The sequence below is a fragment of the Novosphingobium sp. BL-A-41-Hi4B-X5A genome (assembly GCF_055521705.1).
Window position 1 is genome coordinate 2,629,798 of the sequence record NZ_CM145500.1, and the last position, 19,673, is coordinate 2,649,470.

Annotated in this window: 17 protein-coding genes and 1 tRNA gene; 8 read left to right on the plus strand and 10 right to left on the minus strand. The window is 60.0% G+C overall.

The window, feature by feature from the left end:
* The first annotated feature begins 70 nt into the window (after positions 1-70).
* A tRNA-Leu gene (locus ACZ1JY_RS12800) sits at positions 71-157 on the plus strand.
* A 166-nt stretch (positions 158-323) separates the two neighbouring features.
* Positions 324-1,550 carry a tyrosine-type recombinase/integrase gene (locus tag ACZ1JY_RS12805; RefSeq protein WP_465129515.1) on the plus strand — a complete coding sequence of 409 codons (1,227 nt, stop codon included), beginning with the start codon at positions 324-326 and terminating at the stop codon, positions 1,548-1,550.
* A gap of 107 nt (positions 1,551-1,657) precedes the next feature.
* On the opposite strand, the gene ACZ1JY_RS12810 is transcribed toward ACZ1JY_RS12805, so the two are convergent.
* From ACZ1JY_RS12810 to ACZ1JY_RS12825, 4 genes are all read right to left on the minus strand, one after another.
* On the minus strand, positions 1,658-2,245 hold the full coding sequence (locus ACZ1JY_RS12810; protein ID WP_465129516.1) for an SLATT domain-containing protein: 588 nt from the start codon (positions 2,243-2,245) through the stop codon (positions 1,658-1,660).
* Positions 2,226-3,110 (minus strand): SMODS domain-containing nucleotidyltransferase, encoded by an 885-nt coding sequence (locus ACZ1JY_RS12815; RefSeq protein ID WP_465129517.1) that lies wholly within the window; start codon positions 3,108-3,110, stop codon positions 2,226-2,228. The genes ACZ1JY_RS12810 and ACZ1JY_RS12815 overlap by 20 nt, the downstream gene beginning before the upstream one ends.
* A gap of 273 nt (positions 3,111-3,383) precedes the next feature.
* Entirely contained in the window at positions 3,384-3,965 is a 582-nt protein-coding gene (locus tag ACZ1JY_RS12820; RefSeq protein WP_465129518.1) for a thermonuclease family protein, read from the minus strand.
* Positions 3,966-4,025: 60 nt separating this feature from the next.
* Positions 4,026-4,583 (minus strand): lytic transglycosylase domain-containing protein, encoded by a 558-nt coding sequence (locus tag ACZ1JY_RS12825; RefSeq protein ID WP_465129519.1) that lies wholly within the window; start codon positions 4,581-4,583, stop codon positions 4,026-4,028.
* A gap of 270 nt (positions 4,584-4,853) precedes the next feature.
* On the opposite strand from ACZ1JY_RS12825, the gene ACZ1JY_RS12830 reads away from it, so the two are divergent.
* The 4 genes from ACZ1JY_RS12830 (at position 4,854) to ACZ1JY_RS12845 (ending at position 11,177) form a co-directional block, all read left to right on the plus strand.
* A complete protein-coding gene (locus ACZ1JY_RS12830) occupies positions 4,854-5,663 on the plus strand; it encodes a DUF7146 domain-containing protein (protein ID WP_465129520.1) in 810 nt (269 codons plus the stop codon).
* A gap of 74 nt (positions 5,664-5,737) precedes the next feature.
* Positions 5,738-9,979, plus strand: coding sequence for a strawberry notch-like NTP hydrolase domain-containing protein (locus ACZ1JY_RS12835; RefSeq protein WP_465129521.1), 4,242 nt, complete (start codon positions 5,738-5,740; stop codon positions 9,977-9,979).
* A gap of 53 nt (positions 9,980-10,032) precedes the next feature.
* On the plus strand, positions 10,033-10,446 hold the full coding sequence (locus ACZ1JY_RS12840) for an MbcA/ParS/Xre antitoxin family protein (RefSeq protein ID WP_465129522.1): 414 nt from the start codon (positions 10,033-10,035) through the stop codon (positions 10,444-10,446).
* Complete coding sequence (locus tag ACZ1JY_RS12845; RefSeq protein WP_465129523.1) at positions 10,443-11,177, plus strand: RES family NAD+ phosphorylase; 735 nt, start codon at positions 10,443-10,445, stop codon at positions 11,175-11,177. The genes ACZ1JY_RS12840 and ACZ1JY_RS12845 overlap by 4 nt, the downstream gene beginning before the upstream one ends.
* Before the next feature lie 64 nt (positions 11,178-11,241).
* Here the strand turns inward: ACZ1JY_RS12845 and ACZ1JY_RS12850 are convergent, their stop codons facing one another.
* The 3 genes from ACZ1JY_RS12850 to ACZ1JY_RS12860 form a co-directional block, all read right to left on the minus strand.
* Entirely contained in the window at positions 11,242-11,754 is a 513-nt protein-coding gene (locus ACZ1JY_RS12850; RefSeq protein WP_465129524.1) for a DUF6933 domain-containing protein, read from the minus strand.
* Positions 11,755-11,916: 162 nt separating this feature from the next.
* Entirely contained in the window at positions 11,917-12,858 is a 942-nt protein-coding gene (locus ACZ1JY_RS12855) for a DUF4238 domain-containing protein (protein WP_465129525.1), read from the minus strand.
* A 139-nt stretch (positions 12,859-12,997) separates the two neighbouring features.
* Positions 12,998-14,164, minus strand: a complete 1,167-nt coding sequence (locus tag ACZ1JY_RS12860; RefSeq protein ID WP_465129526.1) for an SH3 domain-containing protein — start codon at positions 14,162-14,164, stop codon at positions 12,998-13,000.
* A gap of 116 nt (positions 14,165-14,280) precedes the next feature.
* Between ACZ1JY_RS12860 and ACZ1JY_RS12865 the strand changes: the two genes are divergently transcribed.
* Positions 14,281-14,508 carry a hypothetical protein gene (locus tag ACZ1JY_RS12865; RefSeq protein ID WP_465129527.1) on the plus strand — a complete coding sequence of 76 codons (228 nt, stop codon included), beginning with the start codon at positions 14,281-14,283 and terminating at the stop codon, positions 14,506-14,508.
* Positions 14,509-14,605: 97 nt separating this feature from the next.
* Here ACZ1JY_RS12865 and ACZ1JY_RS12870 read toward each other — a convergent pair whose 3' ends face one another.
* From ACZ1JY_RS12870 to ACZ1JY_RS12880, 3 genes are read right to left on the minus strand one after another with little or no spacing between them, the layout of a single operon-like run.
* The gene (locus tag ACZ1JY_RS12870) at positions 14,606-15,187 is read right to left on the minus strand and encodes a hypothetical protein (RefSeq protein ID WP_465129528.1); all 582 of its coding nucleotides are present in this window, start codon (positions 15,185-15,187) and stop codon (positions 14,606-14,608) included.
* Between the two features lie 46 nt (positions 15,188-15,233).
* A complete protein-coding gene (locus ACZ1JY_RS12875; protein WP_465129529.1) occupies positions 15,234-15,710 on the minus strand; it encodes a TIR domain-containing protein in 477 nt (158 codons plus the stop codon).
* Between the two features lie 2 nt (positions 15,711-15,712).
* The gene (locus ACZ1JY_RS12880) at positions 15,713-17,152 is read right to left on the minus strand and encodes an SIR2 family protein (protein ID WP_465129530.1); all 1,440 of its coding nucleotides are present in this window, start codon (positions 17,150-17,152) and stop codon (positions 15,713-15,715) included.
* Positions 17,153-17,598: 446 nt separating this feature from the next.
* Between ACZ1JY_RS12880 and ACZ1JY_RS12885 the strand changes: the two genes are divergently transcribed.
* Positions 17,599-19,587, plus strand: a complete 1,989-nt coding sequence (locus tag ACZ1JY_RS12885; protein ID WP_465129531.1) for a ParB/RepB/Spo0J family partition protein — start codon at positions 17,599-17,601, stop codon at positions 19,585-19,587.
* Positions 19,588-19,673: the final 86 nt, after the last annotated feature.

Below are 19,673 nucleotides of genomic sequence, written 5' to 3' on the forward strand. Positions count from 1 at the left end.
CACCCCGCCGCGCCTGTCCTAGTGGCGCGCTCCTACCCGGCGAGACGGCGCTTCAGCCCCTCGCCTCCGTGCCCAGATGGCGGAATTGGTAGACGCACCGTCTTCAGGTGGCGGCGCTGGAAACGGCGTGGAGGTTCGAGTCCTCTTCTGGGCACCATTTGTTCTTCTCGGAACATCCCAAAAAGTGTATTAAACCCGCAGAAATCCAAGGGAATTGGCCCTTGGATCGTGCCGGATCGTCCCGCCTTTTCTCGGGGGTTCCGCACATTTTTGCGGGCCTTTTGCGGGCCTTTGCAAAAACCACATTGGGAAAAGGCCCGCACATGCCTCTGACCGAAACCCGGCTTCGCGCACTCAAGCCAAAGGACAAACCGTACAAGGTCGCCGACGACCGCGGATTGTACATCGAGGTGTCCCCATCGGGCGGAAAACTCTGGCGATTCCGCTATCGAATCGGCACCGTTGAAAAGAAGCTCTCGATCGGCTCCTATCCCGAAATCAATATCAAGGACGCACGCCAAGCGGCCTATGAGGCGCGGGTCAAAGTCGCGGCGGGCGGTGACCCGGCGATGGAGAAGCGCAAGCAGAAGATCCGTTCGGAATTCCTCTCCGCCCAGACCTTCGAGGCGGTGGCACGCGAGTACATTGATGAGATGATGGTGCAGAACGGTCGGGCGGATGCGACCATCATCAAGGCCAACTTCTTCCTCGACCAGCTGACGGCTGCCATTGGCAGCCGCCCGATCGACGAGATTGAGCCGTTTGAGGTGCTGGCTCCCCTCAAGCGCCTCGAAGCGAAGGGCAAGCACGAGACCGCTAAAAAGACCCGATCCTTTGCGAGCCGCGTGTTTCGCTATGGGGTTGCCACGACCCGATGCAAAGGCGACCCTACGACCATGCTCCGCGGGGCGCTGATCACGCCCAAGGCAAAGCACTATGCAGCGATCCTTGAGCCGAAGGATCTTGGCGCGCTGCTGCGCGCAATCCAGGACTACACTGGCAACTTCATAACCCGGTACGCCCTGCTCATCGCACCCCATGTCTTTGTACGCCCTGGCGAGCTGCGGCATGCCGATTGGAAAGAGATCGACCTGGAAGAAGGTGTCTGGCGCATCCCAGAGGGCAAGATGAAAGCGCGCCGTCCTCATGCCGTGCCGTTGTCCACGCAGGTGGTCGGGTATCTTAAGGAGCTTGCCGAGATGGTTGGTACCGAGGGCTATGTGTTCCCCTCCGCCCGTGCTTCTGTTCGCCCGATGAGTGAGAACACTTTGAATGCGGCCTTCCGCCGGATGGGCTTCACAAAGGACGAGGTAACCGCTCACGGTCTGCGGGCAACCGCCTCAACCATGCTGAACGAGAGCGGCCTCTGGAATCCGGACGCGATCGAAAGAGGGTTGGCTCATGGTGACAGCAATGCTGTTCGCGGCGTTTATCACCGCGGCAAGCACTGGGATGAACGCGTCCGCATGGCGCAGTGGTGGAGCGACTACCTCGATACGATCCGGGAGGGCGGTAAGGTTATCAAGGGCGCGTTCGCGAAGGGGGCGTGAGCCTAAACCCGATGATATTGTCATGGGCTAAAATTGGGACAAAGCAACCATTCGCCCTTCGCACAACGCAGGTCAGCCGCCAAGCCGCGGCTCGCTGCAGTTGATGTTTAATCCGAACCTGTACCATCGCGCTTCAAGCTGGGTGGCAGGAATTTATCGATCTCGCCTGGATTGAAAGTATAGTCCTCCAGCGTTTGCAAGGCTTTTTGCGCCTTGCCATACGCCTTCGGGGTGGTCCCTGGCGCAGACTTGTAGATGGTCGCCAGAGCGTTCTGAAGGTCATCGCGCTTCTGGCGGGCCTCTGCATCACTGATTGATCCGCTGGCGAGATCGGTCAGAAGTGACAGGTAGGCTTCGCGTATTGCCCACAAATCGGCAGCGGTGTCACGATGCTTTTGGGCAGTCGCTCCTGGGTCAAAACCCTTCATATAACCCGTGACGATGAGGCTGGTCAGCGAAACCAGCGCTGTGATCGCCTTTAGAGTGAAATCGTCCGTGAACAGGATGGCTAAAGCACCAGAGGTAGTGATCGCCGCTAGCACAATTTGCCCAATCTTGAGCCGCCGCAATGTACCAGCGCAGAGGTCGCCCTCCTTCTCGTGTGTCTTATGTGCATACACGACGCGGCCGAAACACTCGCGAATTTGGCCCTCAAGCGTGGTGTTCGCCTCGGCCTCAGGGGTAAGTTGAGCCAAAGATTTCCCTCCACTTATTGCGCGCCGTTGCAGGTCGTTGCTCAGCTTCATGAGTGATGGCGCTTAGGGCCACATCATAGCAAGCCTTTGCTTTGGTCTGAAAGTTGCCTTTCTTCCAGACATACGAGCCGCTTCCAGGAGCGCGCCAATACTGCTGAGACGTGTCAATATTCGACAGGTAGAGCAGAAAATCGCGTACAAGGTAGTCGTGATAGAGATAGGATTTATCGCGATATTGCCAGTCAGCGATGAATTGATACGCCAATGTGTCTATCAACATCCCGCTCATTGGGACGCTATGCCTGTCCCGCCAGATGCGAGCCATCCTGCCGATAGCCTTTAGATTGCCGTTCGAGGTGACAGAGTTACGAACCGAGAAGGCGTCCATCTCGGCTCTAGGATCGCAGGTTTTCCAGCTGCCACCGCCATTGGAGTCAGCGAAAGTGAACGACTTGCCGTCCTTATTCAGGAAGACAGGCAGAAACTCAAACCGTATGCCGTCCGTGAAGTTAACCGCGACAACCTGCCCGTCTCCCCCGACATAGCTGGTCGAGTAGGTCCGGCCAATTGACGTGCGAACCTCCTGAAGAAGTGCAGATTGTCCATTTCCAATGTATGCGTTGTATTTGTGATACACCGCATTCGGTAGTGTGAAGGCTACATCGAGATCGCTAACTCCATTGGCCGCCGTATCACGGCCATAAGACCCTACATAGAGGCTGTGGGCCGTTTCTGACTCAGTGTTCCAGAAGTCTTTGTTTAGCTGCTTCGTTATCCGCCTATAGCGGCGCGAAATACTGCCAACCGTGTCTGCGGGAATGAGATAGTTGGCGCGGAACGCCTTAAAGTTTTCGGCTACACCCATTCGATTGACGGTGCCACAACGAGCGCCTTGCCCCTAGAACAAACGTGGATCGCCTGGCGGTTTTCCACAAATGAGAACAGCCGTAGTCGAGAGACATGTCTGTTTGCGCCACCCAAATGCGACCGGAGATGTGGCTGCGCCATCTATCGCGATAAACAGTCCAGAAAATGCTGGGTGCGCTTGTGTGCCGCCTGGCTTTCAAACTCAGCTGGATCGAATCCTGCCGAATCACCAAGACTCTAGATGGGGAAACTTCAGATCTCTGAACACGTTTCAGCACCATGGTTCCCGACGCCCGGTCCAAGTACGAGCAAGGCCCTCGCTGACGAGCCGATCCCCAAGCGATTGGCCACCCCGAACAACGACACGCAATTTGCGACCAAAACGGTCTTCATCACGATTCCCGATCGGCCGGACTTCGAAAGGGCCTTCGTTCAACAGGTCGCGAAGCCGGTAAGTCGCCTTCATACCAAGCTGATACTCAGCGTCGCACTTGGGTTCGCTAATCTCGGGGGTGTCGATGTCTGCGATCCTGATCTTCTGGCCTTCGAGCCAGAAGGTATCTCCATCAACCACGCAGGTGCGGCGTGTCATTCCGCAGAGCTCGAAGCGCGGTGAGGTGCTTCCGGCCATCAGCGAAAGCTTAGGCGCGAGTTCTGCGGGGGCGATTGAGGTCAGACCGGACACGGGCCAATTCAATGCCAACATCCCGCCAGCGAATACGATCGAGAACGTGCCGAGACCCAACACCCACTCCTTGCGCCGACGCTTGTCGTGCTGCTTCTTCAGTTTGTCCCTGAAATCGAAGCGAACGACATTGTCATCCTTTGTGCCTCGACCTTCTTTTTGAGCCATCAAACTTGGCCTTCCCTACTCAAGCAATCGCTTCTTCATTTATCCAAAGACGAACGCCTTTCATATGCGCGAGCCAATTTCTTGCCATCGTTCGAGCACGCTGCGGACATAGCCGGGCGTCTCGCTGTTTCTGGGAATGCCGCCAGCTCGCGAAACCGCTCCAGGTCCAGCATTATAGGCAGCGAGGGCGAGATGTATCTGCCCAAACTTATCCAGCATCTCGCGCAAGTAGCGTGCCCCGCCATCAATGCTCGCAACAGGATCATGCCGGTTCGTGATGCCGAGGTAGCGAGCCGTGCCTGGCATCAGCTGCGCCAGCCCCGCCGCGCCAGCGGGGCTGATCGCCATCGGATTGAAGCGCGATTCAGTCCAGATCAACGCCTGTAGCAAGCCAGTGGGTAGGCCATATCGAAGCTCTGCCTCCCGCACATTCGCCAAATAGATCACCTCGCGGAACGAGGGCGCGAACGCCGCCTTGCGCAGACTCAAGTTCATCTCACCGTGTGCCGTAAGGGCCGGCTCGACAGCCTCAGGCTCTACAGGGGTAGGTCGATGTTCGAATATCGCGAAGGATGGCGTGTCTGCTTGGGCTGAAACCTGCACCGCTGGAATGCTCATCAGGAGCATCCCGATCCTTCCAAATCTGATCATCATCCATCTCGTCGCATTGCCTCGAATCGAATCGGAACGTATGGTGAACAAAGAGGTGTAGGAAAGTGCTATTACGCGCGCGATTGGGAGGAGAGGTCGCTCGCAAGGGGGCGGTATTTTAAGCTTGAGGAGCCCCGCATGTCCCACGCGTTATCCAGTCCTAACAGCTTGTCCCTTGCTTCAGCAGCAAAGCAGCTTTGCGAGGAGTTGGGAGGGTATTGGTCCGGCTCCAAGGGCATGGCGCGATGTCCCGCCCACGATGATCGAACGCCCTCGCTCAGCGTAACTTTGGGACGACGCGCCATCCTCTTTCATTGTTTCGCGGGCTGCAGCCAGGATCAGGTCCTGACTGCACTCGCCGCTCGAGGTGTTTCGCCGGGGAGCTTCTTTGCTGGGAAGGTCGAAGTCGAACCAGGTGCCAATGTCGGCAAGCCAGCATACCATGCGTTTGCAGAGCGAATTTGGCGTGAAGCAACGCCAATCGACGGTACTCCCGCCAAGACCTATCTCCAGGCCCGCGGCATCCGCGCCGTCTCTCGCGCGCTCAGATTTCACCCTCGTACCCCGCTCGGACCGAAGGGGAACACGCAATACTTGCCTGCTCTGATCGCGGCAGTGACGATGGATCATGGGCTGGTCGGAATTCACCGCACGTTTCTCAACCCGCTGAGGCCCGCGGTGCCCCCTTTCGCCAACCCGAAGCGCGCACTCGGGAGCTTGGCATCAGGCGCAGTTCGCCTCTTCGAACCTATCGACGGGCGGCTCGGCCTTGCCGAAGGTATCGAGAGCGCGCTCGCTGCCAAGGCCTTGACCCAGATCCCTTGCTGGGCATCGCTCGGCAATGAGCGGTTTGGCCTCGTGTCGATCCCGGAAAGCGTGCGCGAATTGCATCTGTTCGTCGACCATGATGCAGGCGGCGACATTGCCGAGGAACGCGCGCTCAGCGCCTACGCCTGTGAGCACCGAACGATCGTCACGCGTCGCCCGCGCGGTCACGGGAAAGACTGGAACGACGCCTTGCAAGCGTGGCTGCGGTCCAAGTCCTAACGTGAAGAGAGGGGAGAAGGCTTTTTGCCTGATGAAGCCCGGCCAGTGGACTGGGCTTCGTCAGGAGGTTTCAAATGCCAAGCTCTGCTCCCGCTCTCTTGCTTCCCCCACCATCTGAACCGCTAGTCCTTCTAGCTGCTCGCACCATCGCCGCAAGCATAGCATCCGGCGAACCGATCACGCGTCGGCAGTTGCATATGCTTCTGTCCGATCATTTCGGGGGCACAGACGCAGATGGGCGCTGGTCGGTGCGCGATGCGCATATCGCGTTGGAATTGGCTCAGACCGAATTCCTACAGGCCAACGCACAGATCGACCTTACCGCTTCGGCAGCCGACGCCGACCGGATGTTTACGGCGTTGGAATCCGTACTGCCGACCCAGACCAATCGCAGCGACGAGCAGATCGAATGGCAGCAGTTCGCGACGCCGCCGCGCCTTGCCTGGCTTGCTGCTCGGGCCTGCGCGCTGGCCACTGGCGAACTTGTGCTCGAACCCTCGGCCGGAACAGGAAACCTCGCGGTCTGGGCGGCCAAGGTTGGCTCGCGCCTTGATCTCAACGAAATCTCGCCGCTTCGCCGCGATTGCCTGAGCGCCTTGTTCCCTGCGGCCCGAGTGACTGGCCATGACGCTGAGCTGATCGACGAACTGCTCGATCAAGCCATCATCCCGAGCGTCGTCTTGATGAACCCTCCCTATTCCCATGGCATTGAGCGAGGGCACGATAGTCGCACTGGCTCGCGCCATCTGCGGTCAGCCTGGAACCGTCTGGCGTCCGGGGGGCGGCTTGTCGCGATCATGCCTGAATGGTTCGACTGCGCGAAGTTCCTGGCGGGGCTGAAGGGACCGATCTCGCTGCGGCTCAATGCCGTCGTCGAACGCGCGTTCGTCAGGCAGGGCACCGCCATCACCACGCGGCTGTTGGTCTTCGACAAGGTGGAAGGCTCCAATGAACCTGTCGCTATCCGCGCAAACGACTTTCGCCAGCTGGTCGATCTTGTCGATGGTTTGCCGGCTCGCGCCAGCTTGGAGGCTGTTACCGAGCACTCGAGCCTTCCGGCTCGTGCGCCGTTTCGCCTGGTGGCGGTGCCGCGCAGGCCGCTGCCGACACCAGCCAGGATCACGCCTCCAGCCTCCGCCATCGGGTCGCTCACCTACCAGTCGCTCGAAACCCCTGCGCCGCTTGCCCCTCAGGTCGGCCACTATCTGCCCTATCGCCCGAGCAGGATCGTGATCGATCGCGCGGCCGAGCATCCAACGCCGCTCGTTGAGTCCGTCGCTATGGGGTCGATCGCCGCACCGATGCCCGAAGCTGTGCCGCAGCTGCCCGACGGGCTGGTTGCCAAGGGACTACTGTCTGCTGCTCAAGCAGAGACTCTGATCTATTCTGCAAGCGCCCATGCGCGCGATCTACCCGGCCGGTTCGAGCCAGAGGACAAGGGCTGTTCGCTCAAGGCATCAGCGGAAGGGCAGACCTACCGGCAGGGTTATTTCCTCGGGGACGGGACAGGCGCCGGGAAGGGGCGTCAGGTTGCGAGCGTCATTCTTGATCGCTGGGTGCGCGGGGAACGCCGCCATATCTGGATTTCAAAGAATGAAGCGCTGCTGGAAGATGCCCGGCGCGACTGGGCTGCACTTGGCGGCCTGCCGATCGACATCCAGCCTCTGGCTTCCTGGAAGCTTGGCACCTCCATCGCCATGCGCGAGGGAATTCTTTTCGTGACCTATCCAACCCTGCGGTCAGGCCGAAACGATGCGACCCGCCTCGACCAGATCCTCGCCTGGGCGGGTGATGACTTCGACGGCGTGATCGTGTTCGACGAGGCGCACGCCATGGCCAATGCTGCTGGCGGCGAAGGATCGCGAGGCAAGGTCAAGGGATCGGAGCAGGGTATCGCGGGCGTGCGCCTGCAGAACCTCCTGCCGCGGGCACGCGTGCTCTACGCCTCGGCAACAGGTGCGTCAGACGTCAACAACCTGGCCTATGCCACGCGCCTTGGCCTGTGGGGTCCGGAGACAGCCTTCGCCAATCGCGAGGCGTTCGTAGCCGACATTCGTGACGGCGGGATCGCAGCGATGGAACTGGTTGCGCGGGACCTCAAGTCGCTCGGCCTCTACACCGCGCGCGCATTGTCCTTCGCCGGCGTCGAATACGAAATCCTCGAGCATCGCCTGAGCGAGGATCAGATTGCGGTCTATGATGCCTATGCTGAGGCCTGGGCGATCATTCACGCCAACCTCCGAGAAGCGCTGGAAGCCACGCGGATCGTCGATAGCGAAACCGGCGGGACGCTCAACTCGGGCGCCAAGTCTGCAGCGCTGTCGATCTTCGAGGGAACCAAGCAGCGCTTCTTCGCGCAGCTGCTTCTTTCGATGAAGCTCCCGAGCCTGTTGCCAGCCATCGACGCAGCGATTGCCGAGGGGAACGCCGTTGTCGTCCAGCTCGTCTCGACCGCAGAGGCCATGCTCAATCGTCGGCTTGCCGACCTCTCTGATGAGGAACGCGAAGCGCTGGAGGTTGATCTGTCCCCGCGGGAATATGTGATCGACTATCTCGCAAAGAGCTTTCCTGTTCGCCTGATGGCGGTGTTCACCGACGAAAACGGCAATCCTCGCTCCGAGCCGATGAGCGACGAACATGGCGCGCCGGTACTGTGCCGATCAGCACTCGCCGCGCGCGACCGGATGATCGAGCAGCTCTGCGCCTTGCCGCCGATAGCCACTGCGCTTGATGCTATCATCGAACGCTTCGGTGTCGACCAGGTGGCGGAAGTGACTGGCCGGACGCGCCGGCTCATCGTCGGCCGTGACGGTCGTCAGAAACTCCGATCACGCTCGCCGCGCGCGAACGTCGCTGAAACCCAGGCCTTTATGGACGGGACCAAACGCATCCTGGTCTTCTCGGATGCCGGAGGGACCGGACGCAGCTACCATGCAGACCTGGCCGCCAAGAACCAGGCTCGCCGCGTTCACTTCCTGCTCGAACCGGGTTGGCGGGCTGACGCCGCGATCCAGGGGCTCGGCCGCACCAATCGCACCAACCAGGCGTCGGCCCCACTGTTCAGGCCAGTGACGACCGATGTGCGCGGCGAACGCCGGTTCATCTCGACGATCGCACGCCGCCTCGACAGCCTTGGAGCCCTCACGCGCGGGCAGCGCCAGACCGGCGGGCAAAACCTGTTCGATCCGGCTGACAATCTCGAGAGCATCTACGCCAAGGAAGCGCTCCATCGCTGGTTCGGCCTGTTGTTCACCGGCAAGCTCGAAGCGGTCAGCCTCGGGCGCTTCCAGGAGCTGACGGGCCTCAGGATCGCAGCTCCTGACGGGTCGATGGTCGATGATCTTCCGTCGATCCAGCGCTGGCTCAATCGCATCCTCGCGTTGCCGATTGCCTTGCAGAATGCGATCTTTGACGAGTTCATGGGGCTAGTCGAGGCGCGCATCGATGCCGCCCGCCAGGCCGGGACGCTCGATCTCGGCCTTGAGACCATCGCGGTCGAGGATTTCACGCTCCTGTCGGACACGCTGCTGCGCACGGATCCGGCCTCGGGTGCGAACACCCATCTGCTGGAACTGGAAATCGCCAGAGCCCTGAAGCCGCTCACGCTGAAGCGGCTCGAAGAGCTTCACGGCCTCGCTGGGCAGCGGCAACTGCCTGTTCGAAATGCCCGCTCAGGCCGGGTTGCCTTGCTCGTGCCCGCCCGCAGCATTCTTGCCGATGACGGCACTCGCGTGTCCCGCTTCGAGCTGCTGCGCCCACTGAAGCGCAGCCACATCACCGAGGATCAGCTGGCCGAAAGCAGCTGGGAGGGGATCTCCGTCGAGGCTATCCGCGAAGCCTGGACCGCCGAGGTCGATGAAGCGCGGTCGAGCCACAAGCGCGAGCGCCTCTATCTTGCGACGGGGCTCCTGCTGCCAGTCTGGGACAAGCTCCCGTCCGATTTCGTAAGGGTCAGCCGCATCTCAGCGGCGGATGGCCGGTCGCTCCTTGGCCGGGAGGTTCCTCTCCATTGTGTTCCGCAACTGTGCCGGGCGCTGGGTCTGGAACGCGAGCAAACGCTTTCTGCCGAAGACATCGTTCAGACCATCCTGGCGACCGGCCGAGCCATGGAATTCGCCGGCCGTGAGCAGCTTGTGGTGAAGCGCAGCCTGGTCAATGGCTCACAGCGAATTGAACTGACCGGATGGAGCGTAGCCCGCCTTGACTGGTACAAGGCCCAAGGCTGCTTTACGGAAATCATCCGCTACCAGACGCGGCTGTTCGTGCCGATCGAGGGCGCGGCGAGCGTGGTTGCCAGATTGGCATCATCCACGTAGACCATTGCCAAATGGCATTGATTAGCGTATATGATGCCATATGGAGATTTGCCATGCTGGCTCTGCAACCCGTTGATACTGCCGCCACCGCTTTCCATCCTGATCCGATTACCCAGGACGAGGCAGCGGCCATGTTCCGGGCAGTCCTCAATCTGTTCGGCAAATGGGAGCTGACCGACGACCAGGCGGCAACCCTGCTCGACATGCCAGTGCGCTCCTATCGGCGCTGGAAGGCCGAAGGCCCCGGGCGCGTTTCGCGTGATGGGCGTGCGCGCCTCTCCAACCTCATGGGCATCCACAAGGCGCTTAGGATCATCTTCTCGGAGGCAACCCGCGGCTATTCCTGGATAAGGTCGGCCAACGATGCCTTTGGCGGATCCAGTGCGCTCGAAGTCATGCTCGGGGGCGAACTTACCGACATCATGCGGGTGCGTCGCTATCTCGACGCCGAGCGCGGTGGCTGGTGACCGGAACGGAAGATCTCCCTGTTTCTCGAGTTGAGTGGACGGGCGCTGTCAGGATCATCCGCAGCGCCTATCCGCCGATCGACCTGTTTGAGGACATCGCTGATCCAGCCGACTGGCCGCTGCTGATCTCGGCAGAGCAGAAGACCAATCCCCGCGTCATGGAGACGATTGGCAATCTCGACCTCGTTCCAGTCGACCGGCGCGTCGGCGGCAACGGGGCATCCTACCTCATGGCGCCATTCACCCACGTCAGCACTGACCGGCCAAGTCGCTTTACCGATGGCAGCTACGGCGTGCTCTACGTCGGTGATCGGTTCGAAACTGCACTGTTCGAGACGATCCACCACCATGCCCGCTTCATGGCGCGAACCAAAGAAGAGCCTGGCTGGACCTCGCAGTTCCGGGAAATCATCATGGCGGTCGATGCAGACCTACATGATCTGAGATCCGCAGCTGCGGAACCGGCCCTGATGCTGGACCCTGACAGCTACGCGGCATCTCAAGCTCTAGCTGCCAATCTCAGGGGCGCGGAATCCGACGGCATTGTCTACCCAAGCATCCGGCATCATGGTGGGGAGTGCGTCGCACTCTTCTACCCGGACTGCGCGTCAAACCCCTTGCAGGGGCGCCACCTCGATTATCATTGGGATGGGGAGCGCGTTGACCTCGTCCGAGATGCCGGATCGGGAGCTGTTTTCCGTATCGTCGATTTGCCGCCCGATCCTGTCTGACTGCATGAGTTGGGCTTCCGGCCGAGTGCTGTAGGATCCGCGAGCACAGTTGCCGGCAGCAGACTCATGTCTGCGCACCAGCCTTCACGAGTTGATGAAGGGCTTTGTCCGGCGAAATCGGGCCCTTGTACAGTGGGCTACATGGCGTCTCCGCTAGCTTGGCGGAAATCGCCAGGAGGTCATCATCATCGCCCTTTTCATAGGCATAGGCGGCCAGCCAGAATTCGGCTTGCTTAACGAACTCATTGATGATGCCCACGACGCTCCGGTTCGCAGTCTTCGCGTACCGGACCTGGTCCATCCGCCAAACTTCCTTAGCGATGAATTCGCTTGGCACGCCGTGCTCCTTCAGAACCAGCGCCAATTGTGCGGGGAATCTTCGAGCTAGCGTGGCCGCTGGGGCTAGCGGCATAAGCACGGGAAGCAGCGTGCGCTCAGACACCAGCAAAGCGACTTGCGGCTTCCAGAACATCACCGTGGCATACCAATTGCCCAGGGCGGTGTCGCTCTGTCCGGGCTCAGCGATGTCGGGCTTGATCCGATCTAGCAGCTTCTTGGTGCAGTGGAGGTGAAACATGGCGGCTTACGTTAGTGCTCGCTGTGAAGCGCGTCCACTGACGCTACCGGCCTCGAGGCTGGAATGGCAATGACCGACCACAACGTGCTGTTTAACCCGAAAAGGCGCGGATGGCTGCTTCTCCCGGAACCTGCCATCATGCTCAAGTGCCGCCTGTCGTGCTTAGCCGCTCAAGTCACCTTTCGGTAGGCCAGCAAAGGTGGCCAAGTAGTCTTTTTCGTTGCCGTAAAGCTGGGTGTCTGACTTCTGATACATCTGGAAATTGTAGCTCTCTACCTCAATCAAACCCGCGTCCTTTTGGCGGCAAGGATAACGCTCTCTGCTGGCTGAGAGGATCATGGCTCGTCGAGGGGTCAGTGGATAGAAAAGTTCAACCTCTGGGTCGCTCAATCCGAGCAGATTGATGACTGGCTGATCGCCAGTGATGAAGGGTTTGTCAGTCCGATTGTCGATCATCACAATTTCGTATTCATGGCGTTGGGCGTAGAGGCTTGTCCCCAGATTGGTCGCGTAGATGAAGGCTTCAATCGGCCACGTCCTATCGCGATTGTGCGGGAGTTCGAGCGGGATGGCTCGATAGCCATTCCGAATTTTCGCTGTTCGAAAATACTGATAACTGATGAACTGGATGAAGGTCATCTGCTGCTGATCATCGTTCCTATAAAAGCTCGAATCGCCTGCACGAAGACTATCGAGCATTGGCTTGCCTTGTTCCTCCATTGCGCCGTGATATTGCTCGCCAAGCGTCTTTCCAGTCTCATCTAGCAGCTTTTCGGCTTGGGCCTTGCTCTCATCAGAAAGCGGGAAGTTCGCCAGCATCCTGCGAAGAGTGAATGGCGTTTGGAGGGAATCCACCCAGCCGCGATTGAGCTTGCGGAGGCTCTCATCCTTAGACTGGTTGATGATGTATTCGAGATATTGCTCGTCAGGCTCAGAAAGTTCCTGAAACTCGTAGAAGAAGCGTTCGCTGCCAACATTGCGGGTGTGGCTGATGAAAGGCGCAGCCTTGCCTTTCTGGAGGCACCAGACCTGATCCTTTTTGTTGGCCCACGCCTTGAGATGATATTGCCAGACGTGATGCTGATTGGCGGTCAAGTTGGACACGGGCAGGTCCTGCCTAGAGGTTTTTTCATCAAGCCCATGATCTGAATTTCATCGCCAGTTCGCAGGTTCGTTGCGCTTGTATATGGTTTTTCTACCAGCCCATTGAAGTGCGTGATGAGCGGCTGAATGTGAAGGTCAATTAGCTCTCCGGGACAGCGTACATGTCAATCGCCGGTGCAAATATCCAGCCTTCTGACAACTGTTCAGTCAGTGGGTCACGGTAGATCACCAGCCGCCATTTGCCGCGGCTTTGCTTTACCGCGATCTCCATCCCGGCGTCTCCGCGCATCAGGATTGGTGAGTTACCTTGCGGGTCCCGGCGGATCGGCACAATGCGCTTCAGTTCGCCGCGCGGGTGTATCTCGACATAAGCCTGATTCGCAGCGTCGTCGGCCGCAAGTATCTCATCGAGCTTCTCTTCTATCGTGTTCATGCGACCGACCACCTCGCCATGGGCGTGTTGTTCGGCCGGGGTCAGATCCTGCGGCGTGATCTCCTTGTAAATTGTCTGAAAATTCAAGAGGACCCCAAGGAGCGCGAGCGCGCCTAGATTGCGCAGTTCCTTCACGGTGTTCTCACCGAACGTCGAAAACACCGCGCTCATCAAAGTGATGAATGCTACTACCAGATCGGTCGCCTGCGTCGGATCGTCCGTATGGCCGATCGCATCAACAATCCGCTGCGCCTCGATCACCTGCTCGGCCATCGCGACCGCGCTGCTAGTTGCCACCGCCCCGGCGGTCGCACGCAGGGTCATCATGTCGATCATGCGCGCGCGCTCTGCCGCCAACTTCAGGATGCCGAGCTGAGGACTAAGTGCCTCGCTCATCGCCCTGAACTGAGCACCGATGCTCGGGACCGCCATCAGCTTACCGATCAGCGACCGATTTGTGCCGACCAAGTCGCCCAGCTTCGCCAAGTCGGTGACCGTCGAGCCGACCAGCGCATGCTGCTTTGCCAGAAGGCCGGTAGGGTCCCGATTGATGGCGAAGCCGGTCTTTTGCAGCGCCATCATCCAGTTGGGCGTCGCATAGGGTTTCAGCACTGAAATCCTGCTCCGTCGCAGAGCCTCGCTCGCCGCCATCACCTCCCCGATGCGCGTGCCCCGCATCAAAGCGGCGGTCTTGAGGATGCCACTGCGTTCGGCTGCCTCGATCGCGGCAAGGCCTGTCGGAAGTTTGCGCGTCAGTTCTTGAATAGCAAAGCTCGGGCCCAAGGCCCGCTTAATCAGATCCGACTGCTCGCGCTGGCGCTTCATCATGTCATCGAGGGGGCTCGTCACGCCGAAAGGGAATTTGTTTGTCATGGCGTTGCTTTTCGCAGAATTGGCGACCGTCTTCGAGGCTGTTTTGGTTCACCGCGTAAAACCAGAGAAATGTGTTTCCATTTCCCTGCGCGGAGCGACGACGGCAGAAGACGAGCATGTTCACCTTACATCCTGACGAGCTCACGAATCTGGACGGCCTCCAGCTGGTCGAGCTGCCGCGCATGCTCGTCCATGCCGAGGCGCGCAAATTCGGCATCCCGATGCGTAATGTCCACGTGCCCCTCCAGATTACCGTCGCCGACGGCGGGCGCGACGCAACTGTCCACTGTACGGGCGGCAGGGCATCGACAGAGTATTTTCCCGGCCGCGATACCGTCTTCTAGTGCAAGGCCAGCGACGGCGGCGATGCTGCATGGACCAAGGAGGTCCGGGCAAGGCGTCGCAGGGCAAGAAAAAGAAGTGGGAGCTCAAGAAACTCGCCTAAGCCGTCTTGCGGAACGTGCGAGGATCGCTGATCCATGTGCCCCATCGCCGCGACGCCGCGCTGCCTTTGTTGACCCAGATTTCTTCAACCGCGCTTCCAGTAGAGGGTGCTTCGTCCATATATGGGTAAATGCCGAGATATTCTTGACCTTCGAAGCTCGCCTCGCGGTTCCTAGTGACGGGAAGGATAGCCACCGCCCCGTTAAAGCCGTCGAAATAGCCCAGTTCCCATGGCATCCACTTGGACCCTCCGGAATTCGCGGTATGCACATAGACCAGCGATTTGCACTGGCGCATCCGCGCCCGGATGACCTCGGCGGATGCGGCGGTAACATTCCTCCTGTCCAGTTGCGGATCTTCCAGCCAGTCGACATAGACCGTCTTACCATAGTCCTCGAGAACCCCCTTAACGCCCAAGATGATCTCCGCGTCGGATGTCGAATGGCTCAGGAATATGTCGAAGCTGCTCTTTGTCTTGGTCGCGGCAACCTCCTCTTCGAGGACAGTCGCTGCCTTCCTTAAAGTTCCGGTCTTCTGTTGCGCGCGCTGCCGGATACGGCTTTCCGTGAATGTCGCCATCAATACCCCCTAAAGCCAAAAACCTCGCGCTCTCGAGGCCGCAGTTTTAGCGGCCAGCCGCCTTCGCGGCGGTCTCAATCCAGCTGCCGAGATTGGCGTAGCCGTTGTCGCTGACCCAATCATAGGTTGGGATTGAAACGACAACACCGTTCCGCTTGAACGTCCACTGACTGAACGGATTAGCGCCCTTGGTGTCGGTCTTCTGCGCGGCGTCCTTGAGGTTGTGTATATAGACGCCCAAGAGGCCGTTATTCTTGGCCCAGCTTTGGGTGATCTCATAATTCACGTAATCGCGGTTCGCCGTCTCGGCGCCAATCAGCACGACCGTCACTGACGTGCCTTTAAGTTGGGCGTCGATCCAGGCTTTAATGGCCGCGTCGCCCTTCTTCTTGACCTCCTCCCAAGCCGCCTTGTCGAAGAAGCCGGATGCGACTCGCTCCTGCGTGACCCAGCTGTTACGAACTTGTCCCGCTCGCCAAACGTCTCGTTCGTAGTGAAAGCTGAAAAAGGTGTGACGTGCCATGCCTATTCCTTTCTGAGAATGTCGATAATCTGGAGAATGGGTTCGATGAGCTCGAGCGGATTGTCGACCTGCTGGCCGAGCCGCTTGAACAGCGCATAGAAATCGTCGCTGTGCCCCGGAAGCGCGGCTTTGATATCGCTCATCATCTCGTTCCAGAAGTCGGTCGATATCCAGCCGCTCGCGCCGATCGGTAGGCAATGCAGGCCGGACTTGCGCGCGAGATCGAATTCTACCCGCATCCCTTCCGCCGGCACCACGTCGCCTGACTGCAGCTTGTTCCCCATAAGGAAGATAGCGATTCCAGCCTGCGCAATCAGCTCGGCTCGATAGCGCTCGAAAACGCGTGTGCGTTCGGTCTGGTCCTGGATTCCTGCCGGGAAGGGTCGAAGTAGCAGATGGCTGTCAATGGTACGCTGGCTGCTGGAATATATTTGCTCGACGGCGCCGGTGACGACGGCGCTGCCGATCCCCAGTCCAAAACCGCTTGTGATGCGGCAGTCGCGGTCGATGAGCGCCGCCGCAAGGCGCCTCAGGAAATTCTCTGTTTCCTGCTGTCCCCAAGGGCCGTAGTCCGCCGCGCTTCCAGATATGAACACGGTCCGCTGCCGGAACCGGTTGGCGACTGTGCGCAGAAGCTCAGTGACATCGCCGTATTCTTCGACTGCGATAGTCTTGATGTTGAACCGCAGTAGGTCCTGAGCGACGAGGTCTTGGCGCGTCTTGGCATAGGCGAAGTCGGCCTCCGACTCGTTTGGCAGCTTAGAGCGGGTCTTGACGATACAGAAATGCTGCCGCTGGTTCCTCTCAAATCGCGAGCGGATCCGCGCCAGAACGTAGTCAAGATTGGGATCGGTGAAGCTGAAGCCGAGGAACAGGAAGGTCCGTTCGACAAGATCGCCGGTCAACGCAGTGACGAACGGCGCGTGAGTCCCGGCGTAGCGCTCATAATCGTCCTTGGTGAGCACAGCCTTGTCCGGATGCTCAATGTCGCCATGCATCTTGTAAACGACGGCATCGCGCCCGCGAACGGTCAGTGAGAGCTGTTCGATGGTGTATTTCGCATCCACCCGTTTGCCGCTGTCCTTCAGAGCCTGTTCCATCAGCCGATCATAGTTGGTGGTCCAATAGCTGCGGATCGGAAGGCGGGCGAGCAGCTGATGATTTTCGGTGGGCGTGGGCAAATCCGTGAACTGCTCAATAAGCAGCTGATTGAGCTGGTTACGATTGCCGGCATTGGTGTTGAGGTGAAATTGGGCCAACCCGACGAGGTCGCTTTCTTTTTCTACGTCGAGCCCCAGCGGAGTGGCGATCGGCGCGAGAAGGCCGCGCCAATCGACAAAGCCGGCAGCTTTGGAGAGGCCGGCCCCGATAAAGACTGCGGCATTGTCCTCCCGAAGTTCGGACAGGAACTTGGCTATGAATTCCTCTGCGACGCCATTCATCCATCACCTCCGTTCTATCTTTGTTCGATACTCACCCAGCACACCTGTCAAGGCTTCTGCGTGATCGATCCACAAGTCTGGGGGCCTTCAGGTCGCGCCAAATGCCCCATCGAATGTTCGAGAGATGGGAGGAAAGCACAGGTCGTATATGTGTAGCCATGGCAGCACCCCAGTCGATTTCCGAAGCCGGTCTGTCGGCGAACGGCCCAGTTGCAGTCTTAATCCTGCTACGTGAAGTCCTTGCTGAGTGTTGGGTGTAGGCGATAAAATTGCTGAGAACCCGCCGCGTGGGTATGACCGGAATGTCCCCACCATCGCCAGCCGTCATTGTCCGTGCTTATCGGGAGATCCGCCGCGAACGCATCAGAGGGGAGTGGGCTTTGCCCTGATTGAGCCAATTGGGCGTCGAAGGTCGATGCACCGGGCTCACGTCAGGAGTGTGTCCCATGATCAAATCGATCCCGCTGAACAAGCTTGTCCAGTCTCCCCGCAATGTCCGCCGTCACGGCGATCCAGCCGCCGATGCCGAACTCAAAGCAAGTATCGCAGCCCATGGACTGTTGCAGAATCTCATTGTCCGGCCCGCTGCGAAGGGCAAGTTCGAGGTAGAAGCCGGCGAACGTCGCCGCCGCGCGATGCTCGCGCTCGCTGACGAAAAGATCCTCGCCCGCGATCACGAAGTCACATGCCTCGTGCTTGAAGACAGCGCGGAAGCCGCCGTTGAGACCAGCCTCGCGGAGAACTTCCACCGCCTAGCCATGAACCCTGCCGATGAAGCCCAGGCCTTTGCCGCACTCGTGACAGGCGGTGCGACTGTCGAAGAGGTTGCCCGCCGCTTCGGCCTGACCGTCCGCTTTGCCGAGGGCCGTCTGCGTCTCGCGACGCTCGCGCCCATCGTGTTCGAGGCACTGGCCTCGGGCCAGATCACGCTCGACATCGCCAAGGCGTTCGGTGCGACCTCTGACCAGGAAATCCAGGCTCGCGTCTTCGAACAGGTTTCCTCAGCCTACTATGCGCCCAATCCCGACAGCATCCGGCGCATGGTCCTCTCCGGGACCGTCCGGGGCAGCGATCCGCGCGCCCGGCTCGTTGGTCGAGACGCCTACATCGCCGCCGGCGGCCGGATCGAGCGCGAACTGTTCGACGACGATGACAGCGAATCCTGGGTCGATGTCGCCTTGCTCGAGAGCCTCGCGGCGGCAAAGATGGAAGAGCAGGCCAAAGCCCTCGCCGCCGAGCAGGGTCTCGCCTGGGTCAAGCCCACGCTCGATCCCTATGCCAGCCACGATCTGGTCGAAGGGCTGGTCCGGCTTCCTGCCGAACCGGCGCCGCTCACCGAAGCTGAAGTGGCGAAGCTCGATGAGCTGGATGCCGCGTACGACGAGCATGCGGCGATCCTTGAAGACGAGGACAGCGCCGAGGAGGCCGTAGCAGCGGCCGAAGCGGCGATCGAGGCAATCGAACGCGAATGCCAGGAAATCCGCGCCCGCCCGCCTGTCATCGCGGCTGACCTCAAGGCCGAGGCGGGGATGATCCTGGTCCTCTCGCGCGATGGCACGCCGGTTCTCCAGCCCGTGTTCTACGGCGAGCGACAGGTTGAACTCGCCGAAGCCGACAGCGGGATCGAAGTCGTTCCGGCCGTCGACGGCTCGGACAAGCGCCGGATGGCCTTGTCCAAGCGCCTGGTGGATGAGCTGGCCATGCAGCGCCGCGATGTCCTGGCACTGCATGTTGCCTCTGACCCCGGGCTTGCGCTCGACGTCATGGTCTTCACGCTGGCTGATGCCGATACGCATGACTGGCGGGCACGGGCCGCAACCACACTGCGTGCACCTCTTCCGGCAGGGCCGATCATCGGCTTCGAAGCCAAGGATGCTCCGGCCAGCAGCGCGCTTGCCGAGCTCAGGTCCAGTCTCGACGAAAGCTGGCGCGCTGGCGAAGATGCGACTTGCCGCTTCGACCTGTTCCGCGCGCTGTCCGATGACAGCCGCGCCGCTTGGCTTGGCTATGTCGTTGCCCGGTCGCTCGAGGCGAGCCTCAACATGGCGGGCGAGCGTCAGCTACCGTTCCAGGACCACCTCGGCAGCCTGATCGGCATCGACATGGCGCAGTGGTGGCGACCGACTGCGGCCAATTACTTCGACCGGGTGTCAAAGCAGGTGATCCTCGACGCGCTGACCGACGTCGGCGGCCTCGAGCTTTCCTCGCGCTTTGCCTCCGTCAAGAAGGGCGATCTCGCGATGAGTGCCGAGCGCGTCTTCGCAGGCACCTACATCACAGAAGTCGAAGTACGCGAGAAGGCTCTGGCCTGGGTGCCTGAGGTCATGCGCTTCGCTCCCGCTGCGCCGGATGCTGGCGAGCCCGAGATTGACGCCACTGACGCTGAGCGCGGTGTAGACACCGAAGATCAGTCCCCCCGCGAGCTGGCCGCCTGACCTCCTCCTGACAGGCAAGGCCACTCGCTACCCGAGAGAAGCGGTCCTTCGGCTCACGCCGGAGGGCCGCTTCCTTTTTTGGAGAA

Bases quoted from the DNA above. Each gene is read 5' to 3' on its own strand.
- ACZ1JY_RS12805 (WP_465129515.1), top strand. From the start codon at position 324: ATGCCTCTGACCGAAACCCGGCTTCGCGCACTCAAGCCAAAGGACAAA.
- ACZ1JY_RS12815 (WP_465129517.1), bottom strand. From the start codon at position 3,110: ATGGGTGTAGCCGAAAACTTTAAGGCGTTCCGCGCCAACTATCTCATT.
- ACZ1JY_RS12820 (WP_465129518.1), bottom strand. From the start codon at position 3,965: ATGGCTCAAAAAGAAGGTCGAGGCACAAAGGATGACAATGTCGTTCGC.
- ACZ1JY_RS12825 (WP_465129519.1), bottom strand. From the start codon at position 4,583: ATGAGCATTCCAGCGGTGCAGGTTTCAGCCCAAGCAGACACGCCATCC.
- ACZ1JY_RS12830 (WP_465129520.1), top strand. From the start codon at position 4,854: ATGGCGCGATGTCCCGCCCACGATGATCGAACGCCCTCGCTCAGCGTA.
- ACZ1JY_RS12835 (WP_465129521.1), top strand. From the start codon at position 5,738: ATGCCAAGCTCTGCTCCCGCTCTCTTGCTTCCCCCACCATCTGAACCG.
- ACZ1JY_RS12840 (WP_465129522.1), top strand. From the start codon at position 10,033: ATGCTGGCTCTGCAACCCGTTGATACTGCCGCCACCGCTTTCCATCCT.
- ACZ1JY_RS12850 (WP_465129524.1), bottom strand. From the start codon at position 11,754: ATGTTTCACCTCCACTGCACCAAGAAGCTGCTAGATCGGATCAAGCCC.
- ACZ1JY_RS12860 (WP_465129526.1), bottom strand. From the start codon at position 14,164: ATGACAAACAAATTCCCTTTCGGCGTGACGAGCCCCCTCGATGACATG.
- ACZ1JY_RS12865 (WP_465129527.1), top strand. From the start codon at position 14,281: ATGTTCACCTTACATCCTGACGAGCTCACGAATCTGGACGGCCTCCAG.
- ACZ1JY_RS12870 (WP_465129528.1), bottom strand. From the start codon at position 15,187: ATGGCGACATTCACGGAAAGCCGTATCCGGCAGCGCGCGCAACAGAAG.
- ACZ1JY_RS12875 (WP_465129529.1), bottom strand. From the start codon at position 15,710: ATGGCACGTCACACCTTTTTCAGCTTTCACTACGAACGAGACGTTTGG.
- ACZ1JY_RS12880 (WP_465129530.1), bottom strand. From the start codon at position 17,152: ATGAATGGCGTCGCAGAGGAATTCATAGCCAAGTTCCTGTCCGAACTT.
- ACZ1JY_RS12885 (WP_465129531.1), top strand. From the start codon at position 17,599: ATGATCAAATCGATCCCGCTGAACAAGCTTGTCCAGTCTCCCCGCAAT.